8 protein-coding genes are annotated in these 16190 nt (G+C 40.4%); 7 read left to right on the top strand and 1 reads right to left on the bottom strand.

Annotated elements, in window-relative coordinates; genetic code table 11:
* The first annotated feature begins 99 nt into the window (after positions 1-99).
* From ASG14_RS10755 to ASG14_RS10745, 3 genes are all read left to right on the top strand, one after another.
* Positions 100-1185, top strand: a complete 1086-nt coding sequence (locus ASG14_RS10755; RefSeq protein WP_056871076.1) for a Gfo/Idh/MocA family protein — start codon at positions 100-102, stop codon at positions 1183-1185.
* A 162-nt stretch (positions 1186-1347) separates the two neighbouring features.
* Positions 1348-2937: a sodium/solute symporter gene (locus tag ASG14_RS10750; RefSeq protein ID WP_056871075.1), complete on the top strand. Its 1590-nt coding sequence runs from the start codon at positions 1348-1350 to the stop codon at positions 2935-2937.
* Positions 2938-3030: 93 nt separating this feature from the next.
* Positions 3031-5196: a family 78 glycoside hydrolase catalytic domain gene (locus tag ASG14_RS10745; RefSeq protein WP_056871074.1), complete on the top strand. Its 2166-nt coding sequence runs from the start codon at positions 3031-3033 to the stop codon at positions 5194-5196.
* 114 nt (positions 5197-5310) lie between these two features.
* On the opposite strand, the gene ASG14_RS10740 is transcribed toward ASG14_RS10745, so the two are convergent.
* Complete coding sequence (locus ASG14_RS10740) at positions 5311-6084, bottom strand: IclR family transcriptional regulator (RefSeq protein ID WP_056871073.1); 774 nt, start codon at positions 6082-6084, stop codon at positions 5311-5313.
* Positions 6085-6356: 272 nt separating this feature from the next.
* On the opposite strand from ASG14_RS10740, the gene ASG14_RS10735 reads away from it, so the two are divergent.
* From ASG14_RS10735 to ASG14_RS10720, 4 genes are read left to right on the top strand one after another with little or no spacing between them, the layout of a single operon-like run.
* Positions 6357-9122 (top strand): family 78 glycoside hydrolase catalytic domain, encoded by a 2766-nt coding sequence (locus ASG14_RS10735; RefSeq protein ID WP_056871072.1) that lies wholly within the window; start codon positions 6357-6359, stop codon positions 9120-9122.
* Positions 9109-10215, top strand: a complete 1107-nt coding sequence (locus tag ASG14_RS10730) for a hypothetical protein (RefSeq protein ID WP_056871071.1) — start codon at positions 9109-9111, stop codon at positions 10213-10215. Before ASG14_RS10735 ends, ASG14_RS10730 begins: the two co-directional genes overlap by 14 nt.
* Before the next feature lie 40 nt (positions 10216-10255).
* Positions 10256-12715: a beta-galactosidase GalB gene (gene galB / locus ASG14_RS10725; RefSeq protein WP_082491601.1), complete on the top strand. Its 2460-nt coding sequence runs from the start codon at positions 10256-10258 to the stop codon at positions 12713-12715.
* Complete coding sequence (locus tag ASG14_RS10720) at positions 12712-16155, top strand: glycoside hydrolase family 2 TIM barrel-domain containing protein (RefSeq protein ID WP_235528567.1); 3444 nt, start codon at positions 12712-12714, stop codon at positions 16153-16155. Before galB ends, ASG14_RS10720 begins: the two co-directional genes overlap by 4 nt.
* The last annotated feature ends 35 nt before the right edge of the window (positions 16156-16190 follow it).

The raw sequence follows: 16190 nt of genomic DNA, 5'->3' as shown, positions 1-16190 counted from the left end.
AGAAAATTAAGAAGTGCAATGCGGCAAGATTTCATTATGCAGTTGTAAGGACAGTAACAATTACTACAAAATATAATAACGCTTAGAAAAAATATTACCATGTTAAGATTAGGGATTTTAGGTTTAGGAGAGGGCAGAAGTACAATTTCTGCATCCTTAGGAAGCAAAAAGTTTAAGCTCATCCAAATTTGCGACGCCAATAAAAAGCTTTGCGAAGCACGTGCCCTGGAGTTCGATTTCGAAAACTGGACGACAAACTACGAGGATATGTTAACCAGCGACAAAATCGATATGATAGCGATTTACACGCCAGATCATTTGCATTTCGAACATATTAAGTTGGCTCTTCAGCATGGAAAGCATGTTGTTTGCACTAAACCTTTTATCGATGATTTAGCACATGCGAACGAGTTACTGGAATTGGCAAAAAAATCCAGAAAGAAAATTTTTGTAGGCCAGAGTTCAAGATTTTTTGAGCCTGCTATGCGGCAGAAAAAGGATTTTGATAAAGGCTTAATTGGCGATCTAATTACGATTGAAAGCCATTACCATGCAGACCACCGTTGGTTTTTGGAGAAAGGCTGGTCGTTAAAAGAATCATTTAAGTGGCTTTATGGTGGTTTGAGCCATCCTGTGGATTTCATCCGCTGGTATATGCCCGATATTGAAGAAGTAATGGGCTACGGCATGTTAAGCAGCAATGGTTTAAAGGCAGGGATAAAAAATGTAGATACCATGCACTTTATTTTCAAAGCAAAAGATGGCCGTATAGCCAGGGTGAGCGGCGCTTATACGGGTCCTACACAACCCGCAAGCAGAGACAGTGGTATGAGTTGCATTCTTCGCGGCACAGAGGGTGCCAGCCAGGCCGATTACCACGAACTGAGGTATTCAGTTACTACGAAAACGGGCGAGGAAAAAATTATTACCTGGGGAGATTCTACTTTAAAGCATTATTTCCGTTTTGAAGGACAAAGTCATCATGCCGGAGAATATCAGAACTATCTGGATTATTTCGCAGACAGCATTAACAACAAATTTACCGCTTACCCGGATTTAAAGGAAGGCATTGGTACAGTTGCACTATTGCAGGCTATGGATAAATCGATGGAAATTGGTTTGCCTGTAAAGATTGATGATATTTTGAAAGCCAATAACATTACGCGGGAATCTATCGGATTATAGTTTTTGTGATAACCCCTTAACGCACGGCAACACGAAAGTTGGCGCTATGTGCGAGCAATGGGAACCATAAAAAGAGTAAAATAAATTTTAAGCGGGCAATCGCAATCTTTTATCGTCAAAAGGAAATCCTGCCACACCACGAAATACTAACCAAATAAATCAATGGGAAACATTGTAGAACGTTTAACAAATTTAGATTACTTCATCGTTGTAGCTTACCTCGTAATTTTGATGGTAATTGGCTACCGGGCCAGTTTCTCAAAGCGCAACACAGACGGTGAAACCTTGTTTCTCGCGAATAAATCACTAAACTGGTCGAGTATAGGTTTTAATATGTGGGGCACCAATGTTGGGCCTTCTATGTTGCTTGCGTTTGCGAGTATTGGTTACACCACGGGCATTGTTGCCGTAAATTTCGATTGGTACGCATTTATTTTCCTGTTCTTGCTGGCGATTGTGTTCGCACCAAAATACCTGGCCGCGAAGGTGAGTACCATGCCCGAATTTATGGGCAACCGCTACGGCGATTCAACTCAAAATATTTTGGCGTGGTATGCTTTGGTAAAAATTTTAATCTCCTGGTTATCATTGGGACTGTTTGCCGGAGGGTTTTTGGTTCGCCAGATTTTAGGAATACCGATGTGGCAATCCGTAACCGTTCTGGTCGCATTTGCAGGCTTGTTTACATTTTTCGGGGGCTTAAAGGCCATCGCGAAGGTCAACGTTTTCCAGATGATTTTGCTCATTGCGGTTTCCCTCTCATTAATGCTATTGGGTTTAAATAAAGTTGGTGGCATCTCTGCCCTTTATGCAAAAACACCGCACCGCTTTTGGAACTTGATTCAACCTGCAAGCGACCCGAAATACCCATGGTATGCCATTTTATTAGGTTATCCTGTTGCGGCTGTTGCCTTTTTCTGCACCGATCAATCCATGGTTCAATCCGTTTTGGGGGCTAAAAATTTAAAGCAGGGGCAGTTGGGCGTCAGTTTTATAGGCTGGTTGAAAATTCTTTCATTACCGCTGTTTATTGGTACCGGAATTTTATGTTACGTTTTGTTTCCGGGTCTAAAAGACCCCAATGAAGCCTATATGACGATGGTTACAAATTTGTTTCCGCCGGGAATGAACGGTTTAGTCATCGTCGTTTTAATTGCTGTTCTAGTCGGAACAATAGGTTCATCTTTAAATTCCCTGAGCACCGTTTTTACGATGGATATTTACGTGAAGAAAATCAATCCGCAGGCAGGTAGTAAAGAAATAATCAAGGTTGGGAGATGGGCGGTTGTTGCCGGCTGTATTTTTGCAGTAGTTGTGGTACTGGCAATCGATAACATTAAAGGCCTAAATTTATTTGATGTCTTTCAATCTGTTTTAGGCTTCATTGCACCACCACTTTCTGTCGTATTCTTACTCACTGTTTTTTGGAAAAGAACTACAAGGAAAGCAGTCAATTTTACGCTTTCAATTGGTTCAATCATAAGTTTAGGTACCGGTGTAACCTATTTGTGGATTTTGCCGTCAGATAAGTACCTGTTCTGGCCACACTATTTAATGCTTTCGTTCTTCATTTTCGCAGGTTTGCTCATCATCGCAATGCTCATTTCTTTGTTAGATAAAAGTCCAAGCATTTACACGATTAACGAAGAACATCAATCCAATATTGAAAAACCAGACAAGAACGTGTGGATTTCCTGGATAGTGCTTGCTGTAGTTATGCTTGCATTATATATTTTCTTTAACGGACATTAACAAAAATACACCACCTAGAAATGAAAAGGTGGCTGCAGAATTTAATCCTGTTTTTTGCTGCTTCCATTTCTGCTCAAGGTTAAATAAATCGATATGAAAAATCTTAAAAAAGCTCTTTTACCCTTCCTTTTAGGCTGCATAATGCTCCCATGTTTTGCTCAGAAAGCATCATGGATTTGGTATCCCGGTGATTTCGATATTTATATGAGCAATGTTATGCAAAACCGGAGAACGGAGCGGGGTTCTTTCTTTCCGGTTTTCTGGAAAATGGATAGCCACTATGTTCTTGTCGATTTTCATAAAGAGTTTAACCTGACGCAAGCCGAAGAGGTAAAGCTCTTTGTAGAAGGAACTTACAACGTAAAAATCGACGGGCAGGCAATTTCAGGGTTTCCAAAAAGCGTACAGGTTCCTGCCGGAAAACATAAGCTGAGCCTCAAAGTTTACAATCACGCACACGTTCCGGCGATATTTGTTCAGGGAAAAAGCATCGTTTCAGACGAAACGTGGTTAACGACTTTTGAAGACAAGGAATGGATAGATGCCAGCGGTAAAACTTCTGATAAATCCGGAACAACCTTCGTTTCTGCCGGTTCGTGGAATCTAAGCGACCCAACTAAATTGCCTTCGCAGTTTAAACTTCCTGTTGTTGCGCAATCTGCAATAAGCAAGGAAAAAGCCGGCAATGGTTACGTTGCAGATTTTGGCAAAGAAACTTTCGGTTTCGTGAAAGTTCACGGTTTAAAAGGCAATGGAAGGCTAAGCTTGTACTATGGAGAATCGAAAGAAGAGGCTTTATCAACAGATAAATGTGAAACTTTGGACTACCTTGATGTAGATTTAGCTGAAAAAAAGGACTCGGTTATGCCGCTATCGAAGGCATTTCGTTATGTAAACTTCCAACCTGGAAATGGCATTTCTGCAGATTCTATTTCAATGCTTTACGAATATGCGCCAGTTACAGAACGCGGAAGTTTTAAGTCATCAGATGCCGAGCTCAACAGAATATACGATGTTTCCAAATACACCTTCCACTTAAACACGCGGGAATTTTTTATTGATGGCATTAAACGCGACCGTTGGGTTTGGAGCGGCGATGCTTATCAAAGTTATTTAATGAATTACTATTCGTTTTTTGATGCGGCAACAGTAAAACGAACGTTGCTCGCACAACGTGGAAAAGACCCGGTTACAGCACACATCAATACCATTATGGATTATTCATTTTATTGGTTTTTAGGTATTTATGATTACTACAAGTTTACCGGCGATAAAAAATTTGTGCAGGATATCTATCCAAGAATGCAATCGCTTATGACCTACATCGACGGACGAAGGAATAAAAATGGCTTATTGGAGTGGATGCCCGGCGATTGGATTTTTATCGATTGGGCTGATAAACTGAGCAAAGATGGAGAAGTAAGTTTTGAGCAGTTGCTTTACGCCAGAAGTTTAGAAACGATGGCTCTTTGTGCCAGCCTCGCAAATGATGCTCAAGGTGCCGTTAAATATAATGAGCGTGCTAAAGAATCGAAAAATAAGATTTTCGAAAGCTATTGGAATCAGCGTAAAAGTGCATTGGTGCACAGTAGAATAGATGATAAGCAAACTGAAAATGTTACCCGTTATGCGAATATGTTTGGGATTTTTTTCGATTATTTTACGCCTGAGCAAAAATTGGCGGTAAAGAAGAATGTGCTGTTGAACAATCAAATAGCCAAAATTACCACACCTTACATGCGTTTTTACGAGTTGGAGGCCTTATGCGTTATGGGCGAACAAGCTTATGTGCTTAGCGAAATGAAAAACTATTGGGGCGGGATGTTGAAGCTTGGCGCTACCTCTTTTTGGGAAGAATACAACCCGGATAAGAAAGGAACCGAACATTTAGCCATGTATGGCCGGCCGTTTGGAAAAAGCCTTTGCCATGCCTGGGGCGCCAGTCCAATTTATCTGCTCGGAAAATATTATTTGGGTGTTGAACCGAGTTCGCCGGGTTATGAAACCTATACCATTACACCAAATTTGGGTGGTTTAGCCTGGATGGAAGGTAAAGTTCCTACTCCAAATGGCGAGATTTCCATTTATTGCAGCAAAAAAGAAATTAAAGTTTATTCCCCATCCGGAACGGGAAAATTGAGAATTGCAAGCAAAACGAAACCTGTGGTAAGAGGGACAGATGTTAAAGAAATTTCGAAAGGTGTTTACGAAGTTACGATTGAGAAAGGAAGAGATTATAGCGTGGCATATTTGGAATAAATGACTGCCTCACGTCATTGCGAGGTACGAAGCAATCCGAAAGCGATCGCTATTTCGTCAAACCTAAAGTTTTAAGACTGGCTTCATGCCTCGCAAAGACGACATTAAAAACTTTTACACCCCAATCCTCTGCTCAATCTTTTTCACGCATTTATTAGCTTCGGCTAAAATAACATCATTTTCAATGGCTTTATCAGCATTTAAAGCATTCAACATCGAAATGGTTAAACAAGCGATAATTCCATTATTGCCACCAATCCCTATTGGAACAGAGATGTCGGTAACGCCGGAAACGGAATCACTATTCTTAACGTATGCGCCCGATTTTTCTATTTCTTCCAGAGAAGCCAGAAAATCTTCCTGCTGGGTTTTTTGGTATTTTTTAAAAATGTTATTGTTCTTCAACGTCACATTACGCTCGGCTTCAGGCATGTAAGCCAGTAAAACCTTTCCTGACGCCGTTAGCGGCAACGGAAATAGGTTCCCTTCTTCGATAGATAACGCAATTGGCCCCGGACTTTTCGCATGTATAATTACCATAACCTGATTCATATACAAAATGCTCAAATGGCAAGATTGCCTGATGGTATTAGCCAACTCTTCCAACGGGAACTGGGCGGCTTTACGCAACTCATCCATTGGCGAGTGCCTGTGCGACAGGTAAAAAAGCTTTAACGAAAGCCGGTATTTCCCAGATACCTCATCACGCAAAATGTAACCACGACTCTCCAAACTCATTAACATGCGATAAATTTCGTTTGGCGTTTTCTCAATGCCAAGGGCGATTTCCGTTTGAGACAAAGGAATTGATTGTGCTGATAAATATTCCAATATATCAAGCCCTTTATCCAGGGCAGGCGCTTGATATTTCGATTCCTTTTCGTTCATACAGGTTTAAAATTTGGTCGCGGCGTATTTTTTACAATCTCAAACATACAAAATGCTTTCCGATTTACAATTCATAAAGCCGTATGTGAATCTAATGTATTAAATGTTTTCATATTTAAAAAAAATATTTATATTTGAATTAACGGCGAAAGCTGATGCTGAGTTTAATTTTAAGCTTAATGGAAAGGATAAACACAAATCCTTCTAATGCTTTTATCGTTGATAACCAATTATAAATCTAAATAAAACATCTTACAGATGTAGATTATTTAATGAGCAAAGTTTTAACCTTTTTCTGGCTGTTCTTATTCAGTTCTTCGCTTTTTGCGCAGGATATTGAGGTTGCTCGTTTAAGTTGCGGCTATCGTTCCAATCCAATTGGCATAGATTTTATTTCGCCTGTTTTAGGTTGGAAAATGCAGTCATCAAACCACAATGTGATGCAAGTTGCCTACCGCGTTTTAGTTTCAAGTAGTGCAGAAAATCTAAAAAAAAACATTGGTGATGCCTGGGATTCGAAAAAAGTAAATTCCGACCAATCTATCCAAATAAAATATAAAGGAATCAGACTTATATCAACGAAAACTTACTATTGGAAAGTTCGGGTATGGGACAATTCTGGTCATGAATCGGCCTGGAGTAAAACTGGTTTCTGGCAAATGGGTTTGCTCAACCCGGCAGATTGGAAAGGCGCAGAATGGATTGCTTACGAGAAGCTCGCAGATTCAAACGTTAATGTTTTGCCTGTTGATGGTAAAAAAGATAAAATTCTAGGAAGCAATACCTTACCGGTTTTTCGTAAAGTTTTTTCTGTTCATAAACAGATCAAAAATGCTACCGCATTTATATCTGGTTTGGGTCATTTTGAAATGAGTTTAAACGGCGAAAAGGTTGGCAATGATTTTCTGGCTCCAGGCTGGACAAAATACGACAAAGAAGCCCTTTACGTTGCTTACAATATAACTTCGCAGCTAAAAAGAAACAAAAATACTGTTGGAGTGATGCTTGGGAATGGTTTCTATTACATTCCGCCGGTTAAAGAAAGGTACAGAAAGTTGAAAGTGGCTTACGGTTATCCGAAAATGATTTGTCGAATTTTAATCGAGTATGCAGACGGAACATCGGAAAATGTTGTAAGCAATCAAACCTGGAAAACTGCCCCATCACCAGTTACATTTTCGAGTATTTATGGTGGCGAAGATTACAACGCTAACTTAGAACAAAAAGGTTGGAATACGAGCACTTTTGATGATAGTCGATGGAAGGTTGCTTTGCTTGTTGGTGGACCAAAACTTAGTGCACAAAAGGAAGAGCCTTTAAAGGTTTTCGATAAATTTTCTCCACGAAATATTACGGCTACGAGCAGTAATGAGTGGGTTTACGATATGGGCCAAAATGCCTCTGCAATTATTGAGCTGAGGGTTCGTGGTAAAAGGGGTGACACGGTGCGGATTACACCGGCTGAGTTATTGAATGCAGATGGTTCCGTAACTCAAAAGAACATTGGCGGGCCATCTTATTTTACTTACGTTTTAAAAGGAGATGGTTTAGAAACCTGGCGATCGAGTTTTTTCTATACCGGCTTTCGTTATCTGCAAGTTAAAGGTGCTGTTCCGGCAGGAAAAGAAAATTTAAAAAATAAGGCGGTTGTTGAAGGTTTAAACGCTTTGCACGTTCGAAATGCTGCTGCTCAGGTGGGCAAATTCGAGTCGTCTAACCAGTTATTCAATCAAACTTTTAACCTGATAAACTGGTCTGTAAAAAGCAATATGGTCAGCGTTTTTACCGATTGTCCGCATCGCGAAAAACTGGGCTGGTTAGAGCAGTTGCATTTAATGGGCAACTCGGTTGGCTATAATTACGATGCTGCGCCATTGTTTAAAAAGGCATTGCAAGACATGAAAAATTCGCAATTGCCAAATGGTTTAATCCCGGAAATTGCACCAGAGTATGTGAAATTTGAGTGGGGCGGAGATATGTTTCGCGATTCGCCCGAATGGGGAAGTAGTGGGATTTTATTGCCTTGGTACTTGTATCAATGGTATGGCGATAAGCAAGTCATAGTAGACTATTATCCAATGATGCAGCGCTACGTAACTTATCTGGCCACGAAAGCTAACAACCACATTTTAAGTCAGGGTTTGGGCGATTGGTACGATTTAGGGCCTAAACCACCGGGTGTTTCGCAATTAACGCCAATGGGTGTAACTGGAACGGCAATTTATTACTACGATTTAAAAATATTGGAAAAAATGGCTACGCTTTTGGCTAAAAAAGCAGATGCGTTAAATTATTCAAAGTTAGCTGCTGAAGTTAGAAAATCTTTCAACAGACAATTCTTCAATGTAAGCACCAAACAATATGCAACAGGTTCGCAGGCGGCAAATGCCATGGCTGTTTATATGGGTCTGGTAGCGGAGAAAGATAAAAATGAAGTCATCGATAATCTGGTAAAGGACATCAGAGATAGAAAAAATAGTTTAACGGCTGGCGATATTGGTTATCGCTATGTTCTTCGGGTTTTGGAAGATGCAGGAAAATCAGATGTCATTTTTGATATGAACAATCGTTCGGATGTGCCTGGATACGGGATGCAGATTGCTAAAGGTGCCACTGCTTTAACGGAATCGTGGGCGGCTTTGTCAACAGTTTCAAATAACCATTTTATGCTCGGGCATTTGATGGAATGGTTGTATAGCGCTATCGGTGGCATCCGTCAGGCAGAAAATTCGATAGCCTTTAAACACATTAAAATTGAGCCCGAAGTAGTTGGTAATTTAACCTCAGCAAATGTGAGTTTCGATTCGCCGTATGGCAAAATTTCTACCGCATGGCACAAAACCGAAAAAGAATTTACAATTGAAGTCATAATTCCTGTTAACACCATGGCAGATATTTATTTTCCCGGGAAAAACAAACAGACGATAATTGATGAGGCAAATCCAAAGATGGGTGGGTTGAAATTCGAAAATGGTAAGGCAAAAATCACGGTAGGTTCTGGTTATTACAAATTTAAATGTACAGATGAAGAACTTTAAAATCGCTTTATTTCTTATCTGTTGCGCCTTTAAAGTAAGTGCGCAAAATGCCAATCCTGTACCTGCAGAAAAAATGGAGCAGATTTATCAGGAGGTAAAAACCCCTTATAAATACGGTTTGGTTATGGTTCCGCAAGATAAAGACCATAAAATGGACTGCCCGACGATTTTTAAAAAAGGCAAGTTCTGGTACATGACCTACCTGATTTTCAGCGGGAGAGGTTATGAAACCTGGCTGGCGAAAAGCAAGGATTTACTGACATGGCAAAATCAGGGGAAATTGTTGTCGTTCGGCAATTCGGGTGTGTGGGATGATAACCAAAAAGCAGGTTACAATGCGCTGTTGGATATTAAATGGGGTGGAAATTATGGCGTAAATCGCTTTGATGATAAATATTGGATGTCTTATTTTGGGGGCAAAGAAAAAGGTTACGAGGTAGAACCGCTTTCCATTGGAATGGCTTACGCTACAAAACATCCTGCTGTTCTGCAAGCCTGGAGTCGGTTAGACAAACCAGTTTTAACTTCAGCAGATGTTGATGTTCGATGGTGGGAGAATAGAAATAAGCTTTTTAAAAGCACTGTAATTGAAGATAAAAAGAGGCTAACCGGGCATCGGTTTGTGATGTATTACAATGCCGTTGGCGATTCGCTGGCGAACAATAAAAAAACGCGGTGGTATGAGCGGATTGGCATGGCCGTTTCTGATGATATGGTTCACTGGCAGCGTTTCAACGAAAATCCTGTTGTGCACCATCCTGTAGGCATTACTGGCGACGCAGTTATTCAACAAATGGGAGATTATTATGTCATGTTTTACTTCGGCGCTTTTTGGCAGGATAGAAAAGGAGCCTTTAATCGCTTTGCAGTATCTACAGACCTAACAAACTGGACGGATTGGACTGGTAATAACTTAATAGAATCATCAGAAAAATATGATGAATTATATGCACATAAGTCTTTTGTGTTAAAGTACAAAGGCGTAGTCTATCATTTTTATTGTGCCGTTAACAAGCAAGACCAACGAGGAATTGCTTTGGCAACATCGAAAGATTTAGGGAAAAGTACAGTGAAATTTATTAGCGGGAATTAGGATGAAAATGCTGAGCAATTTTAAGATTTTATTTTGTTTGATGGTGACCTTCTCCATAGCCGGTAATTGCGAAGGGCGAGGCATTTTGAATGCAGGCAAAAGTTCAACAACGCTCGGTAAAGTTGCTTCACGTCCTGCGATTGTCTCTTTACCAACAAAAACTTCCGGCTCCCGTACAAGGATCAGCTTTAATAAAAATTGGAAATTCTACCCTGGAGATGAGCCTGGCGCAAAAGCTACGGCATACAACGACTTAAATTGGCGAAAGTTAACGCTACCGCACGATTGGAGTATTGAAGGCAAGTTCGATGAAAAGAACCCGGCAAAGCCTGAAGGTGGCGGTTTGCCAACCGGAATTGGATGGTACAGAAAAGAGTTTGCAGCGCCTGCTGATTTTCAGAACAGACTAATTACCATCGAATTTGATGGCGTTTACAAAAACAGCGAAGTTTGGATAAATGGAAAATATCTGGGCAAGCGTCCGTATGGTTATTCTTCTTTTTCTTACGAGATAAGCAAATTTCTAAAAGCGGGAAAGAATTACATTGCGGTAAAAGTCGATAATTCTGCGCAACCAGATTCCCGCTGGTATTCTGGCTCTGGAATTTACCGGAATGTTTGGCTTACCTCTACGGCAAAACTTGCAGTTGCAAATTGGGGAAGCTTTGTAACTGCCAGTAGTACAGGTAAGGTTGAAGTACAAATTCAACTTCAAAACAAAAGCTTTAAAAAACAAACTGCGGTAATTATAAATTCGATTTACGCCGCAGATGGAAAACTGGTAAGTAAAAGCAATTCAGAAACCGTTGAAATTGATACTTCAGGAATTACTAAAGAAGCAAAGTTAGACATCAAAAACCCGGTTCTCTGGTCTGTGGAGCAGCCTTATCAATATAAATTGGTTAGCCAAATTCTTCAAAACGGAAAACTGGTCGATGCTTACGAAACCAAATTCGGAATTCGGTCATTCAATTTTGATGCTGAAAAAGGATTTTCGCTTAATGGCAAAGCAATGAAAATTTTAGGTGTTTGTTTGCACCACGATTTGGGTGCGCTGGGTGCAGCCGTAAACACGAGGGCGATAGAAAGGCAACTCGAAATTATGAAACGAATGGGTGTAAATGCAGTCCGGACGGCTCACAACCCACCAGCGCCAGAGCTTTTAGATTTATGTGATAAAATGGGCCTGCTTGTAATGGATGAAGCCTTTGATATGTGGTTGAAGAAAAAAACCAAAAACGATTACCATTTAAACTTTAAAGAATGGCACAGCAAAGATTTGGAAGACATGGTAAAACGCGACCGCAATCATCCCTCAATCATTCTTTGGAGCATAGGTAACGAAATTCGCGAACAATTTGATAGCACTGGTATAGCCATTACGAAAGAGTTGGTGGCTATCGTGAAAAAACTGGATAAAACGCGGCCGGTTATTTCCGCACTAACTGAAACCGATGCGAAGAAAAACTACATTTTTCAGGCAGATGCTTTGGATATTTATGGTTTAAATTATAACCACAAACTTTATAAAGACTTTCCTAAAAATTATCCCGGCGTTAAATTTCTAGCAACTGAAACTACTTCTGCCTTAGCAACGAGAGGCTTTTACGATATGGCGGATTCCATTCGTCGGTGGCCAAAAGATGGCAAAACAAAATTTACCGAAGGAAACAAAGAATGGTCTGCATCTTCTTACGATAACGTTTCGGCATATTGGGGTTCCACACATGAAGAAACCTGGAAAGCCGCGAAAAAATATGACCACGTGTCAGGTTTATTTGTTTGGACCGGTTTCGACTATCTGGGAGAGCCTTTGCCTTATCCCTGGCCGGCCCGAAGCTCATATTTCGGTATTGTAGATTTAGCGGGTTTTCCGAAGGATTCTTATTATATGTACCAAAGTGAATGGAGCACAAAACCTGTTCTTCATCTATTACCACATTGGAATTGGGAAGCTGGAAAATCGGTAGAGGTTTGGGCATATTACAATAATGCTGATGAAGTTGAACTTTACCTTAATGGAAAATCACTAGGTAAAAAATCGAAAGAAAATGATGATCTGCACGTGCTTTGGAATGTAAAATATGAGCCAGGTACGCTTAAAGCCGTTTCCAGAAAAAATGGGAAAGAAGTCCTCGTCCGAGAAGTTAAAACCGCAGGCGCTCCGGCCAAAATTGAACTCATCGCCGATAGAAAAAACATCAAAGCAGATGGCAAGGATTTATCTTTTATAACTGTCCGGATTTTAGATTTGCACGGAAATGTTGTTCCAAATGCCGATAACCTCGTTAACTTCAAGGTTGCTGGAAATGGCTTCATTGCTGGCGTCGATAATGGCTTTCAGGCGAGTCTTGAGCCATTTAAAGCCAATTATCGTAAAGCATTTCACGGTTTGTGTCTGGCGATTATTCAATCAACTGAAAAGACGGGAACAATTGAACTGACAGCAACTTCTGCTGGGCTTTCCTCCTCATCAATTACAATTTATACGGGCAAATGATGGAGGGAGCAATGCAAAATAATTATCGTTTGATTTTAAAGGATTCTCCTATGGGACTAGGTAATGTCTGCAGAAAAATTTTCGTAAAATTTGAAAAGCACTTACCATCAATCGTTAAAGCCTGTGGTATTCACTTCAATATTCTTACCGGTTGGTTAGGGTTCGCTGTGTTGATTTTTCTATCCTTGGAAACCTCGGCTCAGCTGGTTGATAAAACACCAACAGCGGTGCAAAAGGCACCGCAGATTTACAGTAAAGAACCTTGGGAAGACCAACTTGTAAGCGGTATAAACCGCGATGCCTCGCGTGCTACTGCGTATTCCTTTGCTAATATTGAAGATGCAAAAAATGGCGATCGTGATAAATCTACGCGAATGATTTCGCTAAACGGCGATTGGGACTTTTCTTTTGCACTTAAACCAGGCGATGCGCCGAAAGACTTTTATAAATCTCGCGTAAGCGGCTGGAAAAAAATTGAGGTACCTTCCAATTGGGAGATGAAAGGTTACGATAAACCGATTTACAAAAGTGCCGTTTATCCCTTTCGTCCCGTAAATCCGCCCAATCCTCCTATGGATTATAATGGCGTTGGAAGTTATCAGCGAACTTTTGCCATACCCGATAACTGGAAAAACATGAACATTACCTTACACTTTGGTGGGGTAAGTTCTGGTTACAAAGTTTGGCTTAACGGTCAGTTTTTAGGTTATGCCGAAGATAGTTTTCTTTCTTCTGAGTTCAACATCACCCCATATTTACAATCCGGAGAAAATATTTTATCCGTTCAGGTTATGCGCTGGACAGATGGAAGTTTTCTGGAAGACCAGGATCACTGGCGATTAAGTGGCATCCACCGGGAAGTAATGCTTTTGGCCGAACCTAAGTTAAGAATTGCCGATTTCTTTGTTCAAACTAAATTAGACAAAGATTATAAAGATGCAACCTTAAGCATTCGCCCGAGAATTGAAAACCTGACTGGCAAAGAAGCTAAAGGTTACATCGTTAGGGCTTCACTTTTCGATAAAAATGGCCTTGCAGTTTTAGATAAGCCGATGGAAAGAAGTGCTGAAAGCATTGTTAATGAAATCTGGCCTCGTTTGGATAACGTAAAGTTTGGTTTGCTCGAAAGCAAGATTAAAAATCCGGCGAAATGGAGCGACGAAATACCGAATCTTTACACGCTAACCATTTGCCTGGAAGATAGTTTAGGTAAAATACTCGAAATTAAGCGTTGTAAGGTTGGCTTCAGGAGTATTGAATTTTCTAAAGCGAATGGCAAGTTATTAATTAACGGAAAAGAAACCTATTTGTACGGAATCAATCGTCCTGACCATCATCCAACTAAAGGCAAGGCTTTAAGTCGTGAAGATATTTTAGAAGACGTTCAAACAATTAAGCGGTTCAATTTCAATTGTATTCGCACCAGCCATTACCCAATGGATCCATATTTGTACGATTTGTGCGACGAATACGGAATTTTTGTTATTGATGAAGCGAACCTTGAAACGCATGGTTTGGGTGGCAAATTAAGTAACGACCCAACCTGGACTTCAGCTTATCTGGAACGAAGCACCAGAATGGTGATGAGGGATAAAAATCATCCGAGCATTATTATCTGGAGTTTAGGAAATGAATCTGGTAGCGGACCAAACCACGCCGCAATGTCTGCCTGGATTCATGACTTCGACCTAACCAGACCGGTTCATTATGAGCCTGCAATGGGTAATCCACGTTTAGATGGATACATAGACTCCTCAAATCCAAATTATCTAAAGCCTAACGATCACTCACATCGCCTGCAAAATCCGCAAGACCAACCTTACGTAGATATTGTAAGCAGGATGTATCCAGGCATTTATACGCCTAAAATGCTTGCAGAACAAAAAAACGGCGATAACCGGCCGATTTTCTTTGTGGAATATGCACATGCAATGGGTAATTCGGTAGGCAATATGAAAGATTTTTGGGACGTTTTCCGTTCCACCCCTCGCATTATTGGTGGCGCAATCTGGGAATTTAAAGATCAGGGCATATTACAAACTGACAGTTTAGGGAGGCAGTTCTATGCATATGGAGGCGATTTCGGCGAAAAGTATTTTGATAATTTTACAATAAAAGGTGTTGTAAATTCTGATGGTAAACCCAAGGGAGCGATGTTTGAATGCAAACGTGTTTATCAGGGCGCACAAACGGAGTTGGCTGATAATTCAAAAAAAATCTTAAAGATTTCGAATCGCCATGCGGTTAAAAATTTAAATGCATATACCGCCACGCTGTTTGTTCGCAAAGATGGCGCCTTGTTAAGTCAGAAGGTTTTACCTGCAATTAATCTGGCAGCAGGAAAAGATACGTTATTAAATATAGCCGGTTATTTGCCTAAAATGGAGGCAGGTTCAGAGTACTTAGCTGATATCCATTTCACTTTACGTAACGATGAGCTTTGGGCGAAAAAAGGTTTTGAAGTTGCGTCTAATCAATTTGCCTTAACCGGCTTAGCCCAGTCTAAAAGCAGCGAGAAAATCACAGCACCAAACTATTCGAGCAATGCTGAGTTTGATGTGTTTTCAGGTCAAAATTTCCGGATAGAAATCAGCAAAAAGAATGGTGCATTAGCATCATATAAATGGAAGGGTGAGGAGCAGTTACTTGCGCCTTTATTGCCACACTTTACCCGCCCGCTAACGGATAATGATAAGCGTGGATGGAAATCGAACAAAAAACTAAAGCAGTGGTATCAAAACGACTTAAAATTTTTATCAGCTTCTGCAGGCAAATTTAGCGGAAGTGATGGCACTGGTTTTAAACTGGTAAGCGAGTACAGCTTAATCAACGATAGTGCAAGGGTAAAAGTGACTTATAAAATTTCTTCAAACGGAACCATTAAAGTTGATTATGCTCTGACGGTTAAACCCGGTTTGCCGAACATCCCAAAAGTAGGTATGCAAATGGGTATCCTACGTAAGTACGACAACATTTCGTGGTATGGCAAAGGCCCGATGGAAAATTATATCGATAAAAATTACGGTGCCGACGCAGCAATTTACAACGAATCGATTGCAAGTTTTATGGAACATTATGCTGTTCCTCAGGAAAACGGAAATCGTACAGATATACGTTGGATGTATTTCTCAAACCCGGTAAAAAACGAAGGTTTAGTGTTCATAGCAGATAGTTTGCTAAGCATGAGCGCCAGTCCTTACACCGATGAAAATGTTCAGGCGGCGAAACACACAAACAAGTTAAATGATGCAAGCTATTTAATTGTGAACGTGGATTTAATACAAATGGGCGTTGGTGGAAACGACAGTTGGAGTGATGTTGCAGCACCATTACCGCAGTACCAGATTCCATCAAAAAATTATAATTATAGCTTTTATCTAAAGCCTTTTGTCGGCAAGATGCAAGATCTAAGTAAAAAAGTAAAACAGATGAAATTTTAGTCACTGAATAATTTCATTTGAAAGAACGAAACAAA

It is taken from the genome of Pedobacter sp. Leaf194, assembly GCF_001423945.1.
Classification (GTDB): domain Bacteria; phylum Bacteroidota; class Bacteroidia; order Sphingobacteriales; family Sphingobacteriaceae; genus Pedobacter.
This window is presented reverse-complemented; position numbering and strand designations above follow the sequence as displayed.